19 protein-coding genes are annotated in these 19,646 nt (G+C 67.5%); 8 read left to right on the top strand and 11 right to left on the bottom strand.

All coding sequences use genetic code 11. The features are described from left to right. Positions 1–11: 11 nt before the first annotated feature. The 6 genes from ACYBYQ_RS12825 to ACYBYQ_RS12800 form a co-directional block, all read right to left on the bottom strand. Entirely contained in the window at positions 12–1,295 is a 1,284-nt protein-coding gene (locus ACYBYQ_RS12825) for a TRAP transporter large permease (protein WP_459614566.1), read from the bottom strand. Next, positions 1,286–1,843 (bottom strand): TRAP transporter small permease, encoded by a 558-nt coding sequence (locus ACYBYQ_RS12820; protein ID WP_459614565.1) that lies wholly within the window; start codon positions 1,841–1,843, stop codon positions 1,286–1,288. The genes ACYBYQ_RS12825 and ACYBYQ_RS12820 overlap by 10 nt, the downstream gene beginning before the upstream one ends. A gap of 9 nt (positions 1,844–1,852) precedes the next feature. After that, positions 1,853–2,836 (bottom strand): TRAP transporter substrate-binding protein, encoded by a 984-nt coding sequence (locus ACYBYQ_RS12815; RefSeq protein WP_459614564.1) that lies wholly within the window; start codon positions 2,834–2,836, stop codon positions 1,853–1,855. A gap of 95 nt (positions 2,837–2,931) precedes the next feature. Then, on the bottom strand, positions 2,932–3,834 hold the full coding sequence (locus ACYBYQ_RS12810) for an SMP-30/gluconolactonase/LRE family protein (protein ID WP_459614563.1): 903 nt from the start codon (positions 3,832–3,834) through the stop codon (positions 2,932–2,934). Positions 3,835–3,901: 67 nt separating this feature from the next. After that, positions 3,902–4,732, bottom strand: coding sequence for an NAD-dependent epimerase/dehydratase family protein (locus ACYBYQ_RS12805; protein ID WP_459614562.1), 831 nt, complete (start codon positions 4,730–4,732; stop codon positions 3,902–3,904). 148 nt (positions 4,733–4,880) lie between these two features. Then, positions 4,881–5,636: an endonuclease gene (locus tag ACYBYQ_RS12800; protein WP_459614561.1), complete on the bottom strand. Its 756-nt coding sequence runs from the start codon at positions 5,634–5,636 to the stop codon at positions 4,881–4,883. Positions 5,637–5,810: 174 nt separating this feature from the next. Between ACYBYQ_RS12800 and ACYBYQ_RS12795 the strand changes: the two genes are divergently transcribed. From ACYBYQ_RS12795 to ACYBYQ_RS12780, 4 genes are all read left to right on the top strand, one after another. Beyond that, positions 5,811–5,939, top strand: coding sequence for an entericidin A/B family lipoprotein (locus ACYBYQ_RS12795; protein WP_459614560.1), 129 nt, complete (start codon positions 5,811–5,813; stop codon positions 5,937–5,939). Positions 5,940–6,066: 127 nt separating this feature from the next. Beyond that, positions 6,067–6,492: a BPTD_2524 family lipoprotein gene (locus tag ACYBYQ_RS12790; protein WP_459614559.1), complete on the top strand. Its 426-nt coding sequence runs from the start codon at positions 6,067–6,069 to the stop codon at positions 6,490–6,492. Continuing rightward, positions 6,493–6,906: a hypothetical protein gene (locus ACYBYQ_RS12785; RefSeq protein WP_459614558.1), complete on the top strand. Its 414-nt coding sequence runs from the start codon at positions 6,493–6,495 to the stop codon at positions 6,904–6,906. A 74-nt stretch (positions 6,907–6,980) separates the two neighbouring features. Next, a complete protein-coding gene (locus ACYBYQ_RS12780) occupies positions 6,981–8,273 on the top strand; it encodes an aspartate carbamoyltransferase (RefSeq protein WP_459614557.1) in 1,293 nt (430 codons plus the stop codon). Positions 8,274–8,344: 71 nt separating this feature from the next. Here ACYBYQ_RS12780 and ACYBYQ_RS12775 read toward each other — a convergent pair whose 3' ends face one another. Continuing rightward, a complete protein-coding gene (locus tag ACYBYQ_RS12775; RefSeq protein WP_459618782.1) occupies positions 8,345–9,244 on the bottom strand; it encodes a recombination-associated protein RdgC in 900 nt (299 codons plus the stop codon). 152 nt (positions 9,245–9,396) lie between these two features. On the opposite strand from ACYBYQ_RS12775, the gene ACYBYQ_RS12770 reads away from it, so the two are divergent. Next, the gene (locus ACYBYQ_RS12770) at positions 9,397–9,615 is read left to right on the top strand and encodes a hypothetical protein (RefSeq protein WP_459614556.1); all 219 of its coding nucleotides are present in this window, start codon (positions 9,397–9,399) and stop codon (positions 9,613–9,615) included. A 415-nt stretch (positions 9,616–10,030) separates the two neighbouring features. Here ACYBYQ_RS12770 and ACYBYQ_RS12765 read toward each other — a convergent pair whose 3' ends face one another. The 3 genes from ACYBYQ_RS12765 to ACYBYQ_RS12755 all read right to left on the bottom strand — a co-directional run bounded on the left by ACYBYQ_RS12765 (position 10,031) and on the right by ACYBYQ_RS12755 (position 14,029). Next, positions 10,031–11,710, bottom strand: coding sequence for an MFS transporter (locus tag ACYBYQ_RS12765; RefSeq protein ID WP_459614555.1), 1,680 nt, complete (start codon positions 11,708–11,710; stop codon positions 10,031–10,033). 155 nt (positions 11,711–11,865) lie between these two features. After that, on the bottom strand, positions 11,866–13,362 hold the full coding sequence (locus tag ACYBYQ_RS12760) for a sensor histidine kinase N-terminal domain-containing protein (protein ID WP_510677851.1): 1,497 nt from the start codon (positions 13,360–13,362) through the stop codon (positions 11,866–11,868). Then, positions 13,340–14,029: a response regulator transcription factor gene (locus ACYBYQ_RS12755; protein ID WP_459614554.1), complete on the bottom strand. Its 690-nt coding sequence runs from the start codon at positions 14,027–14,029 to the stop codon at positions 13,340–13,342. The genes ACYBYQ_RS12760 and ACYBYQ_RS12755 overlap by 23 nt, the downstream gene beginning before the upstream one ends. Before the next feature lie 295 nt (positions 14,030–14,324). Between ACYBYQ_RS12755 and recA the strand changes: the two genes are divergently transcribed. Both recA and recX read left to right on the top strand, forming a co-directional pair. Next, positions 14,325–15,389, top strand: a complete 1,065-nt coding sequence (recA, locus tag ACYBYQ_RS12750; protein WP_459614553.1) for a recombinase RecA — start codon at positions 14,325–14,327, stop codon at positions 15,387–15,389. An 87-nt stretch (positions 15,390–15,476) separates the two neighbouring features. After that, complete coding sequence (gene recX / locus ACYBYQ_RS12745; protein WP_459618780.1) at positions 15,477–16,004, top strand: recombination regulator RecX; 528 nt, start codon at positions 15,477–15,479, stop codon at positions 16,002–16,004. An 85-nt stretch (positions 16,005–16,089) separates the two neighbouring features. On the opposite strand, the gene ACYBYQ_RS12740 is transcribed toward recX, so the two are convergent. Continuing rightward, positions 16,090–17,010, bottom strand: a complete 921-nt coding sequence (locus ACYBYQ_RS12740) for a LysR family transcriptional regulator (RefSeq protein WP_459614552.1) — start codon at positions 17,008–17,010, stop codon at positions 16,090–16,092. Positions 17,011–17,151: 141 nt separating this feature from the next. Here ACYBYQ_RS12740 and metE point away from each other — a divergent pair, with 141 nt between their 5' ends. Further along, positions 17,152–19,449 carry a 5-methyltetrahydropteroyltriglutamate--homocysteine S-methyltransferase gene (metE, locus tag ACYBYQ_RS12735; RefSeq protein ID WP_459614551.1) on the top strand — a complete coding sequence of 766 codons (2,298 nt, stop codon included), beginning with the start codon at positions 17,152–17,154 and terminating at the stop codon, positions 19,447–19,449. Positions 19,450–19,646 lie beyond the last annotated feature (197 nt).

Below are 19,646 nucleotides of genomic sequence, written 5' to 3'. Positions count from 1 at the left end.
GCCGCCGCCCGCTACCTGAACAGCAGGTCCGGCAGCCAGGACGAGAACGCCGGCACATAGGTGACCAGCGCCAGCGCCGCGATCAGCGCGCCGTAGAACGGCCATATGGTGCGCATCACGGTGCCGACCGCGACCTTGCCGATGGCGCAGCCCACGAACTGCGTCGTGCCCACCGGCGGCGTGTTCAGGCCCAGCGCGCAGTTCAGCAGCATGACCACGCCGAACTGCACCGGGCTCATGCCGTACTGCATGCAGATGGGCAGGAAGATGGGCGTGCAGATCAGGATGGTTGCGGCCATGTCCAGGAAGGTGCCCAGCACGAACAGTGCGATGTTCACCATCAGGAAGATGGCCCAGGGGTCGTCCGATATCGCGGCCATGAACTCGCCGGTCCGCTCGGCCACGCTGTAGAAGCCGATCAGGTAGCCGAACGTGGCCGATATGCCGATGAGCAGCAGCACCACCCCGGTGGTCTTGACGGCCTTCGCCGCCGCACGCACGAACTGTTCCCGGGTCAGGGAGCGGTAGACCAGCACCGTCAGCGCCAGCGCGTACAGCACGGCCACGGCGGCGGATTCCGTAGCCGTGAACACGCCGCTGAGGATGCCGGCGATGATGAGCACGATCACAAAGAGGCCCGGCATGGCTGCCGCCATCGACCGGAACACCACGTGCCAGCCGGGGAACGTGCCGGCCGGATAGCCCCGCCTGCGGGCCACCAGGTAGGCCGCCGCCAGGTTGCACAGGGTGAGGATTGCGGCGGGCACGATGCAGGCGGCGATGAGCGCCGCAATGGATACCTTGCCGCCGGCGGCCAGCGTATAGATGATGATGTTGTGGCTGGTGGGCATCAGGGCGCCCACCAGCGCCGCATGGGTGGTCACGTTGACGGCGTAGTCGGCATGGTAGCCCTCGCGCTTCATCATCGGGATCATCACCGAGCCCATCGCCGACACGTCGGCCACGGGCGAGCCCGACACGCCGCCGAACAGCGTGCAGGCCAGCACGTTGGACATGCCCAGGCCGCCGCGCACGTGGCCCACCACCGATTTGGCGAAGGCCACGATGCGGTCGGCGATGCCGCCGTAGAGCATCAGTTCGCCGGTGAAGATGAAGAAGGGGATGGCCAGGAACGAGAAGGCGTTCATGCCGGAGGTCATCTGCTGGAAGGCCACCGCGATGGGCAGGTCTTCGTACAGGATGGCCGAGATCGAGGCGAGCCCGATGGCGAAGGCCACCGGCACGCCGATCACCAGGAAGCCCATGAACGTCACGGAAAGCAGAGTCAGTGCCATGCCGGAACCACCTCCTGGTTGCGCAGCAGCGCGATGATGTGCTCGAGCGAGAACAGCACGATGAGTACGCCCGAGATCGTCGCGGGGGCATATTTCCAGCCCTCCGACACGCCCAGGTTGGGAATCTTGTAGTCGAGCACGGACTGCGCCAGCCCGCCGCATTGCCATGCCATCAATGCGCCGAACAGCAGCACCAGCAGGTGCACGAGCAGCCGCAGCCGGCGGCGTCCGGCGGGCGGCAGCAGTTCGGCCAGCGACTCGAAGCCGATGTGGCCCGCTTCGCGCACCCCCACCGCGGCGCCCATCATGGTGACGTACAGCACCAGGAGCAGCGAGAGGCTCTCGGCCCAGGTGGGCGTGCTGTTGAGCACGTGGCGGCCGAATATCTGGTAGCTGACTGCGACGAGCAGGCAGACCAGGCCGAGAACGCTGAGCATCATGCACAGGCGGGCCAGCAGCGCGCAGCCGTGCGCGTAGCCATCCAGCGCACGGGCGACGCCGCCGCCCGGCGCGGCAGCCCCGGACGATCGTATGACTCGGGCGGACATGGGCTGGCCCTACTTGACGGCCTGGATGCGGGAAACCAGGTCCTTCATCTCGGGCGTGGTGACGTAGCGGTCGTATACCGGCTTCATCACCGCCTGGAACGAGGCCTTCTCCGGCTCGGCGATCTGCGATCCCGCCTTCTCGACCACGCCGCGCGACTTGTTCTCGCGCTCATCCCACAGCTTGCGCATGTAGGGCACCGACTCGCGCGCCGCGTCGCGGATGATCTTGCGGTCTGCCTCCGGGAGCTTGTCCCATTGGCGCTTGGAGAACAGCAGGATCTCGGGCGTCATGGTGTGCTCGGTAAGGGAGTAGTACTTGGCCACCTCGTAGTGGTGCGCGCTTTCGTAGCTGGGGAAATTGTTCTCGGCCGCATCGACCAGGCCGGTCTTGAGCGCGGTATAGACCTCGCCCATCGACATGGGCGTGGCGTTGGCCCCCAGCGCCTCGACCATGGCCACCGACAGGTCGGACTGTTGTACGCGGATCTTCATGCCGCGCATGTCTTCCACCGTCTTGATGGGCTTGTTGCGCGTGTACATCGAGCGGGCGCCGCTGTCGTACCACGCCAGGCCCACGAAGCCTGCGCTTTCGCACGAGCGGAGGATCTGTTCGCCGATCTCGCTGTCCAGGACCTTGTGCAGGTGCTCCTTCGACCGGAACAGGAATGGCAGCGAGGGCACGCGGGTGGCCTGGCAGATGTTGTGCATGGCGGCGCTGCTGACGCGGGCCATGCTGAGCGCGCCCATCTTCACCTGCTCGATGGAGTCTTCTTCGCGGCCCAGCGAGCTGCCCGCGTAGACCTTGATGGTGATGCGGCCGTCGGTGCGTTGCTGCACCAGCTCGCCCATGTGGCGCACCGCCTGCACGGTCGGGTAGTCGTCGGGATGGATGTCGGCCGAACGCAGGGTCTCGGCCTTTGCGGGAAGCAGCCCCGCGGACAGCAGCATGGCCGCCGGCAATGTAAGCACGGCGCGCTTGAGGGTGATGCGCATTTGTCTACCTCCAGGTTGGGAGTACGGCGTTTTGAGGCTCTTGTGGAAATCTCAGCATCACTGCAGGATGGGCCGGGGGTGGTGGCCCGGGGCGGCTAACCGATATAAGCCGGTTCCTCCAGTCCGCGGGTGCCGGGGCGCAGCGCGAAGACGGCGCCGTCCAGGGCATCGGCGGGCACGCCCGCCGGCCGGATCGTCGTGACGAACAGGGTGTCCAGCCCCGGTCCGCCGAAGGCGCACATGGCGGGCTTGGCGGCCGGCACGGGCAGGCTGCGGTCCAGCCTGCCGTCGGGGGTGTAGCGGTGCACCACGCCTGCGTCGTTGCCGCAGATCCAGTAGCAGCCGTCCTGGTCCACGGCGGCGCCGTCCGGCCGGCCGGACGGCAGGCGCGCGATGAAGACCCGCTGGTTGTAGGGCAGACCGGTATCGATGTCGTAATCGTAGGCCCATACGGTCTGGCGGCTGGGGTGCGAGTCCGACAGGTACATGGCGCGGCCGTCAGGGCTGAAGGCCATGCCGTTGGGCACGATGAAGGCCTGCGGCAGGGGCTGGCTGAACTGGCCTGCGGCATAGCGATACAGGCGGCCGGCATCCAGGCCGCCGGCCATGTCCAGCGCCATCGTGCCTGCCCAGAAGCGGCCCTGGCGGTCGCAGCGGCCGTCGTTGAAGCGCATGCGCGGCATCGCATGGGCCACCGGCGCCAGCAGCGTGGGCGCCGGCGCGGGCTGGCCCGGCACGAGCCGGGGCAGGGCATGCAGGCCGCTTTCCATGGCCAGGAGCCAGCCGGCTCCGTGCCTCGCCATGCAGCCCGTCATCTCGGGCAGGTCCCAGTGGCTGGCGCTGCCGCTGGCGGGATCGTGACGCCACAGACGGCGTGCCGGAATGTCGGTCCAGTAGAGCGCCTGTTCGGCGGCATGCCAGACCGGGCTTTCCCCGACCTCGCAGAGCATGTCGCCGACGCGTTCGACGTCGCCCTTGAAGCGGTTCTGCGGGGTCATGGCGCCCCCTTGGCGCTGCGCGCCGTCCCCCCGAGGGGGAATTCGCCCTTGAAGCGGTTCTGCGGGCTCATGGGCGGAACGGTCCTGCCTTGACGAAGGCGCCGCCCTGGAAGCGGGTGGCGGGGTCGTCGGGGTCGGGCTGGGGCTGGGATTCGACGGCGGCGCGGAAGGGCTCGGAGGAATCCTTGGGCTCGAAGCCCAGGTGCCGGGCTTCGCGATTGTCCCACCAGCTGTCGCGGTTGGCGGAGGCGCCGTAGACGATCGTGTGGCCGACCCCGGGGGTGAAGAGGGAGCGCACGACCAGCTGCGTCAGGTCGTCGTAGCTCAGCCAGGTGACCAGCATGCGGCGGTCGCGCGCTTCGGGAAACGATGAGCCGATGCGCAGGCAGACGGTCTCGGTGCCGTAGCGGTCGTAATAGAAGCGCGATAGGTTCTCGCCGAAGGCCTTGCTCAGGCCGTAGTAGCCGTCGGGCCGCAGCGGCACGTTGGCATCCAGCACCTGGCCCTGCGGGTAGAAGCCGATCACGTGGTTCGAACTGGCGAACACCACGCGCCGCACGCCATGCACGCGGGCGGCTTCATAGATGTGGTAAGTGCCCTGGATGTTGGCGGGGAGGATCTCCTCGAAAGGGCGCTCGACCGAGATCCCGCCCAGGTGCACGATGGCATCGGTGCCCCGCACCAGCTCCATGACGGCCGGACCGTCGGCCAGGTCGCAGGGCAGCAGCTCCTCGCCAGGCCCGGGGGGCGACAGCGGCGCGATGTCGGACAGGCGCAGGATGTCGGCATGAGGGCGCAGCCTTTGGCGCAGCACGCTGCCCAGTCCGCCGGCTGCGCCGGTGATGAGCAGGCGATGACAGCGGAGGGTGTCGGGAGAAACTTGGCCGGTAGGGGGCATGCAGGCGGCTTCAGGAGCAGGAACAACGAAAGGTACGTTATCGTACAACCTGTCGGAGGCAGTATACGGATCCCGAAAATTCGACGTCAAGCACGCAAGGGAAGGGATATCCCGGGTGGCGGCTCCCGGTGCGGCTGCCCGCGCGAGCTCAGGCCGGACGACAGAATGCGGCAATCCGTCCGGGTTCGCTCACGTACGGATTGCCGCTGCCCTGCAAGGCGCGGATGCGCGCGTCGCGGGCGCGCTCCCAGGCGTCGACCGGATAGGCGCCTGCCCAGACGCACAGCGTGCGCAGGTCGTTGCGCGCGAGTTTCAGGCCGTAGCGCTCCGCCATGTAGAACTGGATGCGGGCGATGCGGCCACGCACGGCCTTGCGCGGCTGCATGCGCCGGCCCGGGAAGTCGATCACGCTTTCGCAGCGGCCATACATGGCCGGCGGCCGGTCCGCCCAGACGGCATAGCGGAAATTCTGCCGATCGCCGTTGATCTCGCCGATGGCGGGCACCAGGTTGACCAGGTCGCCTTCAGCCTGGGCATAGAGCGGGTCGGTGCGGGCGCAATGGCTGCGCCCGCCCGGTTTGCCGTCGATCCGCTGTTGCCAGCACTGGCGCTGGTGGCCGAGCGTCCAGGCCGGCACCACGTGTTCCCATTCGATGCGTTCGGCGCGGCGGGGCTGCTTGCGTGCGTGATAGCCGCAGGCCTGCAGGTCGACCCGCTTGCCGCGATAGGGGCAGCCGCAATAGAAGTCTTCTTCCAGCCCCTGGTACACGCGGGGCAGCACGCGCTTGGCCTGGGCGTAGGTACGGGGGCCGATGGCGGAGGGGGAAGAGACCGGAAAGGCGTCGCGCGCAAGCGCGGGCGCCGCGGCCAGCAGACAGGCCGACAGCAGTACAGCATATTTCATGGGCCCGCATTGTACGGGCGCAGCCGTGATGCGATGTCCGGGGGCAGCCTGCCTGTTCGACGCCATCGGGGCGGGGGATGCAGGCCGGCGCCGACTGCGGTAATCTGCTTGGGTCCGGGCCTCAAGGCCTGGCCGCCTTTCGATAGTCCATTCTGCCCACAGCAAGGAGATGCCATGAGGAACAAAGCCCTGATCGTCATGCTGGTCGCCATGGCCGCGATTACCGCGGGATGCAATACGGTTGCCGGCGCCGGCAAGGATATCGAGCATGGCGGCGAGGCCATCCAGCGTTCCACGCAATGAGCCCTAGCGGCGTCGGCCCGGGCCGACCCGCGCCCGGGCCGCGCGCCGTGTCCTGGGGCGTGCGGCTCGGCCTGCCGGCAGGCTGATGCATAATCGCGTCATTGCCAAGCATAGCCAGGAGTACGCAATGCGCATCCGTTCAATGCTGGGGTTGCTGGCCGCGGCGGTAGCCGTGGGCGGCTGCGCCAGCACGGGCCTGAAAGAACGCCAGGGGCTGTCTCAGGCCTTCGACGTCTCCGCCGACTACCAGGCTGCGTATCGCCGCGCCGGGGAGTACGTGCGAATCTGCCACGAAGAGCGGGCGCATCCGTATGGCGCGACCTACGCCTCCCGGCGCGAGCTGGGCGTGCGCGACGCGCCTCACCAGATCCAGATCTACAAGACCACCGAGCCGGCCAAGGTCCTCGCCATCATCCAGTCGGCCGCCAATACGCCGTCCTCGTCGCGCGTCACCGTGACCGTGCTGGGCGAGGGCAAGTGGGACCAGGCCGAAATCGACGCCGCCCGGCAGTCCATCCAGTCCGCCACGCCCGTGTGCCGGGCCGAGCGCTGAATGGCGGGTAGCCCGTATACGGCCCTGGCGGCGCTCGCCCGCGTGGGCCTCTGGCTCAATGGGCTGGCCGCGCTGATGCTGGCCGCCTTCATGGTGGGGGTGGTGGGCGGCGATGTGGCGCCGCCCGATTTGCGGGTCGCCCTGGTCTGCTACCTGGCCGGCATGGCCGCCAGCGGTTGTGCCGCCGTCTTTGCCGTGCTGGCGCATGCGGTTGCGGAACGCCGGCCCGCGTCGGGCGGCCAGCGCGGCGTGCTCCTGCTGGCGATGCTGGCCTTCCTGCTCGGGCTGGCGGCATTCGGGGCAGGCTGCTGGATCAGCCTCGTCGAGGGACAGCAGGCAAGCGATGAAGAATCGGCCATGCCGGCTGCCTACGTCCTGATCGAGGGCCGCGCAGCGCGAACGCCTCCTGCGTAGAATACGCTGGACGATACGAGCCGCCCTGAATTAATATGCGCAATGCGTATATAAACATCCACCGGGGCGCCCTCATGTCCATCTCCCAGCAAGCTTTTCTGCGCGACGCGATGCGTCGCCTCAACCTGACCCGCGACGTCTTCGCCGCACGCATCGGCGTCAAGCGACGTGCCCTCGACACGTGGCTCCTTCCCGAAGGCTCCCAGGAATATCGCACCATGCCGGAAGTGGTGGAGCGCTTCGTCAGCGAAATTGTCCAGAATCCATATCTGCTCGAAAAATATACGCAAAGCGTACAGGCTGGCCCCTTGCGAGACCGTATCGCGGTGGATGGCAAGCCGCAATTGCTGTCCGTGGACCAGTTCACCCGTGAGTCGGTGGAAGACCTGTTCCGCGTGGCCGACATGATGCAGCCCATCGCCCGGCGCCAGAAGGTCTCGCGCGTGCTCGAGGGAGCGGTGCTGGGCAACCTGTTCTTCGAGGCCAGTACGCGTACGCGGGTGAGCTTCGGCGCTGCTTTCTGCCGGCTGGGCGGTTCGGTGTGCGACACCACCGGCTTCACCTTCTCTTCCATGGCCAAGGGCGAATCCATCTATGACACCAGCCGTGTCATGAGCGGCTATGTCGACGCCATGGTGATCCGCCATCCCGAGCAGGGCTCCGTGGCCGAGTTCGCCCAGGCCACCAACATCCCGGTGGTCAACGGGGGGGACGGCCCGGGCGAGCATCCCAGCCAGGCCCTGCTCGATCTCTACACCATCCTCACCGAGTTCTCGCGCCTGGGCAAGCTGCTCGACGGCGCGCACATCGCCATGGTGGGCGATCTCAAGTACGGGCGCACCGTGCATTCGCTGATCAAGCTGCTGGCGCTGTACAAGGGGGTGAAGTTCACGCTGATCTCGCCGCCGGGCCTGGAGATGCCGGCCAGCATCATCGAGCAGGCCGCGCGCAACGGCAATGTGATCGAGCAGAAGGCCACGCTGGCCGAGGGCCTGCCGGGCGCCGACGTGATCTACGCCACCCGCGTCCAGAAAGAGCGCTTCGCCACCGAAGAGAGCGAAGGCTACACGCCCGATTTCCAGATCAGCCGGGCCACGATCGATGCCCATTGCTCGCCGGACACCATCGTGATGCACCCTTTGCCGCGCGATAGCCGTCCGGGTGCCAACGACCTCAGCGTGGACCTCAACCACGACCCGCGGCTGGCGATCTTCCGCCAGACCGACAACGGCATTCCCATCCGCATGGCGATCTTCGCGGTGCTGCTGGGCGTGGAAGGGCTGGTGCAGCATTCGATGCGCGACGTCACCTGGAAGCATCCGTCGCACATCGGCCCTGACGACTCGGTATTCCACGGACTGGACTGAGCCCGGCCCCGGGCGGCAGTCCGGCGGGGCGCTGCGCGCGGCGGCGCCCCGGCTCGCAGGGCCGCTTGCGCTCAGTCGCGCTTTTCGCCGCCCAGCGCTTCCACCAGGTCGGCCAGCAGCTTGGCCAGCTCGCCCGTCATCAACGTCATGTCGGAATCGAACTTCTCGTCGTCGTTCTGCATGACGGTATCGTTGCCTTCCTTCAGCACGTCCAGCGGCGCCAAGCGCTTCACGTCCAGCGTCTCGGTCAGCACGAACGACACGCGATCGGCCCACGTCATGGCCAGGCGGGTGCATTGCTTGCCCGACTGGATGTGGCGGCGTACGTCCTCCGCGTCGATCGAGTGCTTCACATAGCGGATGGCGGCGCGGCTCTCGCCCGAGGAACGCAACTCGGTGTCCTGGTCCACCGTGAAATTGGACGGCGGTTCGTCGGCGGCGAGCCAGCCCGTCATGGCGGCCGCCGGAGACTGCGCCACATAGAGGTTTTCCAGGGGCAGCGGATCGATGCTCTTGACCAGCAGGCCGATGACTTCGTCCGCCTTGGCCGAGGCTGCCGCATCGATCACCAGCCAGTGGTTCACCGTGTCGATCCAGACGCGCGTGTCGCGGTAGATGCTGAAGGCGCGGGGCAGCAGTTCGTCGGTGACGCGCTCCTTGATTTCCTTCATCTGCTTGCGGCCGGGCTTGTAGCCCTGCTGCTCCTCGATTTCCTGGGCGCGCGCCTTGGCCACCTGGTTGATGACGGTGCTGGGCAGCAACTTCTTTTCAGCACGCAGCGTAAGCAGGATCTGCTTGTTCACCGTATGGGCGAGCGTGCCGCCTTCGCGCGGCGGTATCCAGCCCATGCTCTGCATTTCGAGGTTGTTGCCGGCCTGGTAGGCATGGCGGGCGAGGCTGTCTTCGAGTTGTTCCGCCGAGAGAGTCCAAGGCGCGGACAGCCGGTATATCTTGAGATTCTTGAACCACATGGCGTCGGGCAAAAGGGGTGATTCTATACGAGCCCATCGCGGCCAGGTGGGCGGGCATCTGTGATGTTGCCGCGACACGTTCTGTCACTGACAGCCTGGAGGCGTTCCGGTATCTTGCGCCCCATCCTCAACCACCTCGAGAGGTGAGAACAATGAAAGGTTCGACTATCGTCGGCGCCGTGCTGATCGCGATCGGTGCGGCGGCACTGGTCTACAAAGGCTTCAACTACACATCGGAAGAGACGGTGCTGCAGGTGGGGTCGGTGAAGGCCACCGCCGAAACGGAAAAGACCGTGTCCATACCCGGCTGGGCCGGCATCGCCGCCATCGTGGCCGGCGTGCTCGTGATAGGCGTGGGCATGCGCCGCTGAACGCCTTCGCGCCCGTCCATGGCGTTTGGGCGCGGATCCGTTCGGCGCCCCGTGAGGTGCGCCTCGCAACAGCCCCGGGAGGGGCTGTTGCGTTGTGAACAATGGGCAAAAAAAGGCCCGGCACCTGGGCGCCGGGCCTGTACGGGGCACACGGCAGCGTGTCGATAAGGCTCGCGGGGGACACGCTGTCGGCGTCAGAGTCTGGCCCTGCCTTCGACGGACAGGGGATCGATTGCCAGTAGAAGTGTTGCAGGGCCGTCGTCTGAGCCGCCAGTCTACGTCCATGGGGCTGACATGACCCTGAACCGGGGCATGCAGCGGGTGCCTTGCCGGCCATCCATAAAAAAAAGCTCCCCGCGGGGAGCTTGTACAAGGCCGGGTAGGCGCAGCGGTCCCGCCCGGCGGGGGAAAGCGCTCAGCCGGCGTTGAGGTCGTTGTCTTTCGACTCGCGGACGAACAGCGTGCCGATTACCAGCGTCATGGCGGCAATGATGATGGGATACCACAGGCCGTCGTAGATGTTGCCGGTTGCCGCGACCATGGCGAAGGCCACCGTGGGCAGGAAGCCTCCGAACCAGCCATTGCCGATGTGATAGGGCAGGCTCATGGAGGTGTAGCGGATGCGCGTGGGGAACATCTCCACCAGCATGGCAGCGATCGGGCCGTAGACCATGGTCACGTAGATGACCAGCAGGGTGAGCAGCAGCACCACCATGACATGGTTGATCTGGGCGGGATCGGCCTTGGCGGGATAGCCGTGCTCGCGGATGGCGGCGGTCAGGGCCTTGTCGAGCTCGGCGGTGCGCGCCTTGAACTCCGCCGGCGCCAGCGAGGCGCCCTCGAACGCGCTGAATTCCTGGTTGCCGATGCGCACCATGGCCAGCGAGCCGGCGGGCGCCGCCTGGTTCTCGTAATTCACCGAGTTGCGTGCCAGGAACGACTTGAGCACGTCGCAGGAGCTGGTGAACGCGGCGGTTCCCACGGGGTTGAACTGGAACGAGCAGGTGGCGGGATCGGCGATGACCGTGACCGGGGCCGAAGCCTGGGCCTGCTCGAGCGCCGGGTTCGCGTAGTGGGTGATGGCCTTGAAGATCGGGAAGTAGGTCAGGGCGGCGATCAGGCAGCCGGCCATGATGATGGGCTTGCGGCCGATGCGGTCGGACAGGCCGCCGAAGATCACGAAGAACGGCGTGGCGATGAGCAGCGCGACCGCGATCATGATGTTGGCCGTGTTGGCATCCACCTTGAGCGTCTGGGTGAGGAAGAACAGCGAATAGAACTGCCCCGTGTACCAGACCACGGCCTGGCCGGCGGTGAGGCCCAGCAGCGCCAGCAGCACGATCTTGAGGTTCTTCCATTGGCCGAACGATTCGGTGAGGGGCGCCTTGGATCCCTTGCCCTCGTCCTTCATGCGCTGGAAGGTGGGAGATTCGTTGAGCTGCAGCCGGATCCATACCGAGATGCCCAGCAGGATCACGGAAATCAGGAACGGGATGCGCCAGCCCCAGTCGCGGAAGGCTTCCTCGCCCATGGCGCTGCGTATGCCGAGGATCACCAGCAGCGACAGGAACAGGCCCAGCGTGGCCGTGGTCTGGATCCAGCTGGTGTAGAAGCCGCGCCGGCCCTGGGGCGCATGCTCGGCCACGTAGGTGGCTGCGCCGCCGTATTCGCCACCCAGCGCCAGGCCCTGCGCCAGGCGCAGCACGATGAGGATGGCCGGGGCGGCGATGCCGATGCTGGCATAGCTGGGCAGCACGCCGACCAGGAAGGTCGACAGGCCCATGATCACGATAGTGACCAGGAAGGTGTACTTGCGGCCGACCAGGTCGCCCAGGCGGCCAAACACCAGCGCGCCGAAGGGCCGCACCGCGAAGCCTGCGGCGAAGGCCAGCAGGGCGAAGATGAAGGCCGCGGTGGGGTTGACGCCGGAAAAGAAGTGCTGCGCGATGATCGCAGCCAGCGAACCGTACAGATAGAAGTCGTACCACTCGAACACGGTGCCGAGCGACGACGCGAAAATGACACGGCGTTCTTCCCGCGACATGGGGCGCGGTTTTGCCGAGGGGCTGCCCCCCGCCAGGGTGGTTGTGCTCATGATGTCTCCTTTACTGATTATGTAGGCCGGTGGTCCGGTCCACCGTGCATGTTCCCCGGTTGCAGGAACCGGCCTTCCGGGGTTATCCGCAAAGGTAGGCAGCGAGACTGACGGGGTTCTGACGAAACCCTGACTTGAATCTTAATTTTGTAAAATTAGGTAACTTTGGCCGGCGGGAAGGTGATACTGATGCGCGTGCCCGGAAGGTCCGACCCGGGCGAGGGGTTGTCCTCGATGCCGACTTCGGCCTGGTGCCTTTGCGCGATTTCCCTGACGATGGCCAGGCCCAGGCCGCTGCCGTCCGACTGCGTGCCCAGCACGCGATAGAAGCGGTCGAACACCCGGCTGCGCTCGTCCGGCGGGATGCCGGGCCCGGAGTCTTCCACCTCGATGCGGGGGCGGCCGGCGAGGGTGCGCACGCGCACGGTGATGTGCCCGCCCCGCGGCGTGTAACGCAGCGCGTTGTCGATCAGGTTGTTGAGCAGTTCAGCCAGGAGGATGGGATTGCCGTTGATGGGCAGGGGACCGTCGGCGCCTTCGAAGCCCAGGTCGGTGTTCAGGCTCAGGGCCTGCGGCACCCACTGCATGGTCTGCTCGTGTGCCACGGCATTGAGGTCGGTGCGCGCCAATCCGGCCGAATCCGGATGCTCGGCCCGAGCCAGCAGCAGCAGCTGGTTCACCAGGCGGGTGGCACGTTCGGAACCGGTGACGAGCTGGCGCAGGCTGGATTGCATCTCGTCGGGGCTGGCGTCGCGCAGGGCCAGCTCGGCCTGGGTGCGCAGCCCGGCCAGCGGCGTCTTGAGCTGGTGCGCCGCGTCGGCCACGAAACGGCGCTGTGCCTCCACGTTGGCGGCCAGCCGGTCGAGCAGCTCGTTCATGGCGCCGACCAGCGGGGCGATTTCTGAAGGGGCCGCCCGCTCGTCGATGGGCGAGAGGTCGTCGGGCCTGCGCGCGCGCAGATGCTGCTGCAGGGCATTGAGGGGGGCGACGCCGCGCGTGAGCCCGAACCAGACCAGCAGCACGGCCACCGGGAGCACGACGAACTGGGGAATGATGACGCCCTTGATGATGTCGTTGGCCAGCTGTGCGCGCTTCTCGACCGTCTCGGCCACGGCCACCAGGGCCGGCTGGCCGGAGGCCAGGTCGAGGTCTATCCAGGTGTAGGCTAGCCGTACGCCGAAGCCGCGCAGGGCCTCGTCGGCATAGCGCACGACGCCGGGCTGCGGGGCGCCCAGCGGCACCGGCAGGGGCAGGGCGCGGTCTCCGCCCAGGTATTCGCCGTCTCCGCCCAACGCCAGCCAGAACACGCTTTCGGTCTCGTCGGCGCGCAGCACTTCGCGCGCCGCATCGCTCATGCGCAGCACCGCCCGGCCGTCTTCGACCTGCACCTGGCGGGTGAGCACGTGCAGCGCATTGGCGAGGGCGCGGTCGTAGGGGACGTCGGCGATGTTCTGGGCCACCACGTAGGTGATGGCCACGCTCATGGGCCACAGCAGGAACAGCGGCGCGAGCATCCAGTCGAGGATCTCGCCCAGCAGCGAGCGCTGCGGCGGGGCGTAGCTCGGCCCCTGCGCACCGCTGCGCAGGGCGTCCAGCGCCTCCTGGTTGAGGGGTTCGCCGGGAGCCGCTTCAGTGGGTGTAGGAGGGGACACCCTGCTCGCGTTCCACGCAATAGCCCAGGCCGCGCACGGTGATGATCTTGACGCCGCTGGGTTCGAGCTTCTTGCGCAGCCGGTGCACGTAGACCTCGATGGCGTTGGTGCTGACTTCCTCGCCCCATTCGCAGAGGTGGTCGACCAGCTGGGTCTTGCTGACCATGCGGCCGCTGCGCGCCAGGAGGATCTCCAGCAGGCTGACCTCGCGGGCGGAGAGGTCGAGGGTCTGGCCGTCGACCAGGGCCACGCGGCCGGTCTGGTCGAACGCCAGCCGTCCGTGGCGGATCATGGTGGCGCCGCCGCCCGCGCCGCGGCGGGTGAGGGCGCGCACCCGGGCCTCGAGTTCCGACAGGGCGAAGGGTTTGGCCATGTAGTCGTCGGCGCCGAGGTCCAGGCCCTCGACCCGCTGTTCCACGCTGTCGGCCGCGGTGAGGATGAGCACCGGCAGCACGGAATTGCGCGCGCGCAGGCGCCGCAGCACCTCCAGCCCGGGCATGTGCGGCAGGCCCAGGTCCAGGATGAGCAGGTCGAAGGGCTGGGCGCACAGGGCGGAGTCGGCTGCCAGGCCGTCGCGCACGGTGTCGACGGCGTAGCCGTTGTGGCGCAGCGAGCGGGACAGCCCGTCGGCCAGGATGCTGTCGTCTTCGGCGATGAGGATGCGCATGCGTAGCCGTGAGGAGTGGCGGAAGCGGACCGCACCCCGGCGGTACGGCCTGGCTGCGGTCGTGTGGCGGATTCTGTCACAGCCGCCCCTCGCTTGCTACTGCGGGATTACGTGGAAATTCTTGGCATACTGGGTTTTTGTCCAGTACAATCCAATGCAATAATCGGCACCCGGGCCGCTGCTGTCTGCTGTGATGGTGGCCGCCCTGGGCCACCGCAGCGTATTTCAATCCAGCGCGCCATACCCCGCGATACCCCTGGCCGGCACGCCCGGCCTGCTCCACACAGGACACCATATGGACGACAAAACCAGCAAGGCCGCATCGGAAAAAGCCAAGGCACTGGCCGCGGCGCTCTCGCAGATCGAGAAGCAGTTTGGCAAGGGCTCCGTCATGCGCTACGGCGACAACGAGGTCGAGCACGACATCCAGGTGGTGTCCACGGGCTCCCTCGGGCTCGACATCGCCCTGGGCGTGGGCGGCCTGCCGCGCGGCCGCGTGATCGAGATCTACGGCCCCGAATCCTCCGGCAAGACCACGCTCACCCTGCAGGTCATCGCCGAAATGCAGAAGGTGGGTGGCACCTGCGCCTTCATCGACGCCGAGCACGCCCTCGATGTGCAATACGCGTCCAAGCTGGGCGTGAACCTCACCGACCTGCTGATTTCCCAACCCGACACGGGCGAGCAGGCCCTCGAGATCACCGATGCGCTGGTGCGCTCGGGTTCGGTCGACCTCATCGTCATCGACTCGGTGGCCGCGCTCGTGCCCAAGGCCGAAATCGAGGGCGAGATGGGCGATTCGCTGCCCGGCCTGCAGGCCCGCCTGATGAGCCAGGCGCTGCGCAAGCTCACTGCCACCATCAAGCGCACCAACTGCATGGTCATCTTCATCAACCAGATCCGCATGAAGATCGGCGTGATGTTCGGCAGCCCCGAAACCACCACGGGCGGCAACGCGCTCAAGTTCTATGCCTCGGTGCGCCTCGACATCCGCCGTGGCGGCTCCATCAAGAAGGGCGACGAGGTCATCGGCAACGAAACCCGCGTCAAGGTCGTCAAGAACAAGGTCTCGCCGCCGTTCAAGCAGGCCGAATTCGACATCATGTACGGCCAGGGCATCTCGCGCGAGGGCGAGATCATCGATCTCGGCGTGCAGGCGGGCGTGGTCGACAAGTCCGGCTCCTGGTATAGCTACAACGGCAACCGCATCGGCCAGGGCAAGGACAACGCGCGCGAATACCTCAAGGAACATCCCGAGCTCGCCTTCGAGATCGAGAACCGGGTGCGCGAGAACCAGGGCGTGGTCAGCCGTGCCGCCAGCTTCGCCGCCAGCGAAGTCGAAGACGCCACCGAGGAATGATGGCGGCCGGGCATGCTGCGTAAACCCGCCTACGGTGTCAGTCGCGCTGCCAGCCGCACCGGCGGCCAGGGCGGGCGGGCGCGCCGCATGCCCGATGACGATTTCGAAACCCTCGCGCCGGCCGCTCCGGCCGATGACGGGTCCGAAGCTGCTCCAACCCGGACGCCACGCACCGGTCCTTCGCTCAAGGCCCGGGCGGTAGGCTATCTTTCGCGCCGGGAACATTCCCGCACGGAACTGGCACGCAAGCTGCGGCCCTATGCCGACGACCCGCACGAGCTCGAATCCGTGCTCGATGCCCTGCAGCGCGAGGGTTGGCTGAGCAATGCGCGCTTCGCGCAAAGCCTGGCCCACCGGCGCGCGCCACGCCAGGGTACGGCGCGCATCGTCCAGGAACTGCGCCAGCACGGCCTCGACGAGCAGCAGGTGTCCGAATTGCGCGATACCCTGCGTGCCACCGAATACCAGCGTGCGCTGGAAGTCTGGCGCAAGCGCTTCGACGCCCCGCCTGCCGACCGCACCGGATATGCCCGGCAGGCCCGCTTCCTGGCCGGCCGCGGCTTCGCCCACGACGTCATCCGCCGCATCCTGGGCGGCGCACACGACGACGACTGACCCGCACCGCCCCGCGTGCTGCCGTGCGGCCCGGCTCTCCCGATTCTCTTCCCTGCCATGGGCGGGCTGTTACGGAAGGGCTGTCTTACTGGCGTGCTGTCTTGATGCCGCTCAGGGTCTTGAAGCACGTTTCGCGCGCCAAGGTAAGGAACTCGTCGATATACGACGTTTCGCTGTCTTCGGTGCGTACCGCAGCGTATAGCGTGCGCCACACGCCCTGAGGGCCCAGGCGGCACACCCTCAGCCATCCCTGGCCCAGGTATTCGGTCAGGGCCCAGTTGGGCAGGGCGGCCACGCCGCGGTTGCTGGCAACCAGCTGCACGATGATGGGGGTAAGTTCGGCGCGGCGCAGGGCGGCCGGCTCCACATCCGCCGGGTCCAGGAAGGCGGTGAAGACATCAAGCCGCTGGCGATCCACGGGGTAGGTGATCAGCGTCTGGTCGATCAGCTGTTCCGCCACCACGTACTTCTCCGCAGCGAGGGGATTCGATTCCGCCACGGCCAGCACGAGTTCGTACTTGAACAGCGGCCGGTAGGCCACCGCTTCCAGCGGCTGGGGGTCCGATGTGATGACCAGGTCGAGGTCGCCGCGTACCAGCGCGGGCAGCGGGGCGAACGAGAAGGCCGCCGACAGGTCCAGGGCCACGTCCGGCCATTGGGCCCGGAACGCGTCCAGGGCGGGCATCAGCCACTGGAAGCACGAATGGCAGTCGATGGCGAGATGCAGCCTGCCGGTACGCCCTGCGGCCAGGCGCTGCAGGTCCCGCTCCGTGGCGCGCAGCTTGGGCAGTATGTCGTCGGCCAAGGCCAGCACGCGCAACCCTGCCGTGGTGAGCCGGGCAGGCCGGGTACGCCGGTTGAGCAGCGGGGTGCCCAGGCGGGTCTCGAGATCGCGCAGCTGGTGGGACAGCGCGGACTGGGTCAGGTGCAGCCGTTCGGCGGCTTCCTGCAGGCTTCCGCCATCGCGGATGGCCGACAGTGTTTCCAGGTGGCGGATTTCCAGCATGGGCGGGCCCTCGTGTGCGACAAAGCGCCGAGTTTATATGAGGATTTCTCAATCAATAGATGTAGAGATTGATTTTGACTCAGGAGGGGCTGGCCTCAGAATACACCTGCTTGAATGTAATTCGCTCAAACAGGTATCACCATGACCATAATTCATAATCTTGGCTTTCCCCGCATTGGCGCGCAGCGCGAACTCAAGCGGGCGCTGGAGGCCTATTGGGCCGGCCGCGACGATCTTGACAGCCTGCTGGAAACCGGCCGGCAGCTGCGTGCGGCGCACTGGAAGGCCCAGGCCGGCGCCGGATTGCGCTATGTGCCCGTGGGCGACTTCGCCTGGTACGACCACATCCTGGAATGGACCACGCTGATCGGCGCGGTACCGGCGCGTTTCGGCCAGCCGGCTGGCGAAGCCGTGGCGCTGGACACGCTGTTCCGCATGGGACGCGGGCGCGCGCCCACCGGCAAGCCCGCCGCCGCCTGCGAGATGACCAAGTGGTTCGATACCAACTACCACTACATCGTGCCCGAACTCGCGCCCGGCCAGGCGTACCGCATCGCCCGCGAATCCCTGTTCGAGCAGGTGCGCGAGGCCCAGGCGCTGGGTTACGCGCCCAAGCCGGTGGTCCCCGGTCCGCTGACCTGGCTCTACCTGGGCAAGGGCGATGCCTATCCCGGCGGGGCCGCGGATGCCGGCAAGTTGCAGCAGCTGCAGGCCCTGCTGCCGGTCTATGCGGAGGTGCTGCGCCGGCTCGCGGAGCAGGGCGTGGAGTGGGTGCAGATCGACGAGCCCATCCTGGTCCTGGATCTGCCGCAAGCTTGGCGCGATGCGTTCCGGGACGTCTACACGGCCCTGGCCCAGGCGCCCGTCAAACTGCTGCTGGCCACGTACTTTGGCGGCCTGGACGACAATCTGGCCACCGTGCAGGGCCTGCCGGTGGCCGGCCTGCACGTGGACCTGGTGCGCGCGCCGGGGCAATTGCAGGCGGTGGCCGCCGGCCTGCGCGAAGGCCAGGTCCTGTCGGCCGGCGTGGTCGACGGCCGCAACATCTGGCGTTCGGACCTGGACGCCGCCTTGCGGATCCTGCAGCCCCTGCATGACACACTGGGCGAGCGGCTGTGGCTGGCGCCGTCCTGCTCGCTGCTGCACGTGCCCGTGGACCTGGCCGGTGAAACCGAACTCGACGCCGAACTGGCCAGCTGGCTTTCCTTCGCGGTGCAGAAGCTCGGTGAACTCAAGCTGCTGGGCCAGGCGCTGGACCAGCCCGGCGCGCCCGCGGTGCAACAGGCGCTGGCCCAGCAGCGTGCCGCCCTCGAGGCCCGCCGCGCATCGCCGCGCATCCACAATCCGGCCGTGGGACGCCGCATGGCCCGCATCGCCGAGGCCTCGCGGCAGCGCGAGCCCTTTGCCCGGCGCATCGCCGCCCAGCAGGCGCGGCTGCGCCTGCCCGCGTTTCCCACCACCACCATCGGTTCATTCCCGCAAACCCCCGAGATCCGCGCGCTGCGCCGCGACTGGAAGGCCGGCGTGCTGGGCGACGCCGCCTATACGGCCGCGATCCGCAAGGAGATCGAGGCCGTCATCCGCTTCCAGGAACGTATCGGCCTGGACGTGCTGGTGCATGGGGAACCGGAGCGCAACGACATGGTGGAGTATTTCGGCGAACTGCTCGCCGGCTTCGCCTTCACGCGCAACGGCTGGGTCCAGAGCTATGGCTCGCGCTGCGTCAAGCCGCCGGTCATCTATGGCGACGTGGCCCGCCCGGCGCCCATGACGGTGGCCTGGTCCACCTATGCCCAGTCGCTCACCGACAAGCCGGTGAAGGGCATGCTGACCGGGCCGGTCACCATCCTGCAGTGGTCCTTCGTGCGGGACGACCAGCCGCGCGAGCAGACCTGCCGGCAACTTGCCCTGGCGCTGCGCGACGAGGTCACGGACCTCGAGGCGGCCGGCATCGGCGTGATCCAGATCGACGAGCCCGCCATCCGAGAAGGCCTGCCGCTGCGCCGGGCCGACTGGCAGGCCTACCTGGACTGGGCCGTGGACTGCTTCCGGCTCGCGACTTCGGGCGTGCGTGCCGAGACCCAGATCCACACCCACATGTGCTATTCGGAGTTCAACGACATCATCGATTCCATCGCCGCCATGGACGCGGACGTGATCACCATCGAAACCTCGCGCTCCAACATGGAACTGCTCTCGGCGTTCGAGGGGTTCCGCTATCCCAACGACATCGGCCCGGGCGTGTACGACATCCACTCGCCCAACGTGCCCGAGGTCGACGCCATGGTGGCCCTGATGGAGCGGGCGGCCGCGCGGCTGCCCCGGGAGCGCCTGTGGGTCAATCCCGACTGCGGGCTGAAGACCCGCGGCTGGCCCGAGACGGAAGCGGCGCTGGCAGGCATGGTGCAGGCTGCGCAGCGCCTGCGCGCAGCGGCCTGAAACCGGCCGGCCGATGGCCGGCCGGGCTGGCGGCGCGCCGGGCCTGCGCTATACTTCGACCGTTTTGCTGCCTTGCGTCAAAATCGTTGAAACGGGTCGCCCATCACCGGAGGCCGGCTTCTCCCGGGCGTCCCGCCCGCTGGAGCTCGCCGGTCCGCGCGGCGGGCGCGCCGTTCGAAGCCAGGCCCTCCGGGGCC

It is taken from the genome of Bordetella sp. 2513F2, from assembly GCF_054642735.1.
Note: the sequence above shows the minus strand (reverse complement) of the source record. Positions and strands in the feature narration are given on the sequence as shown.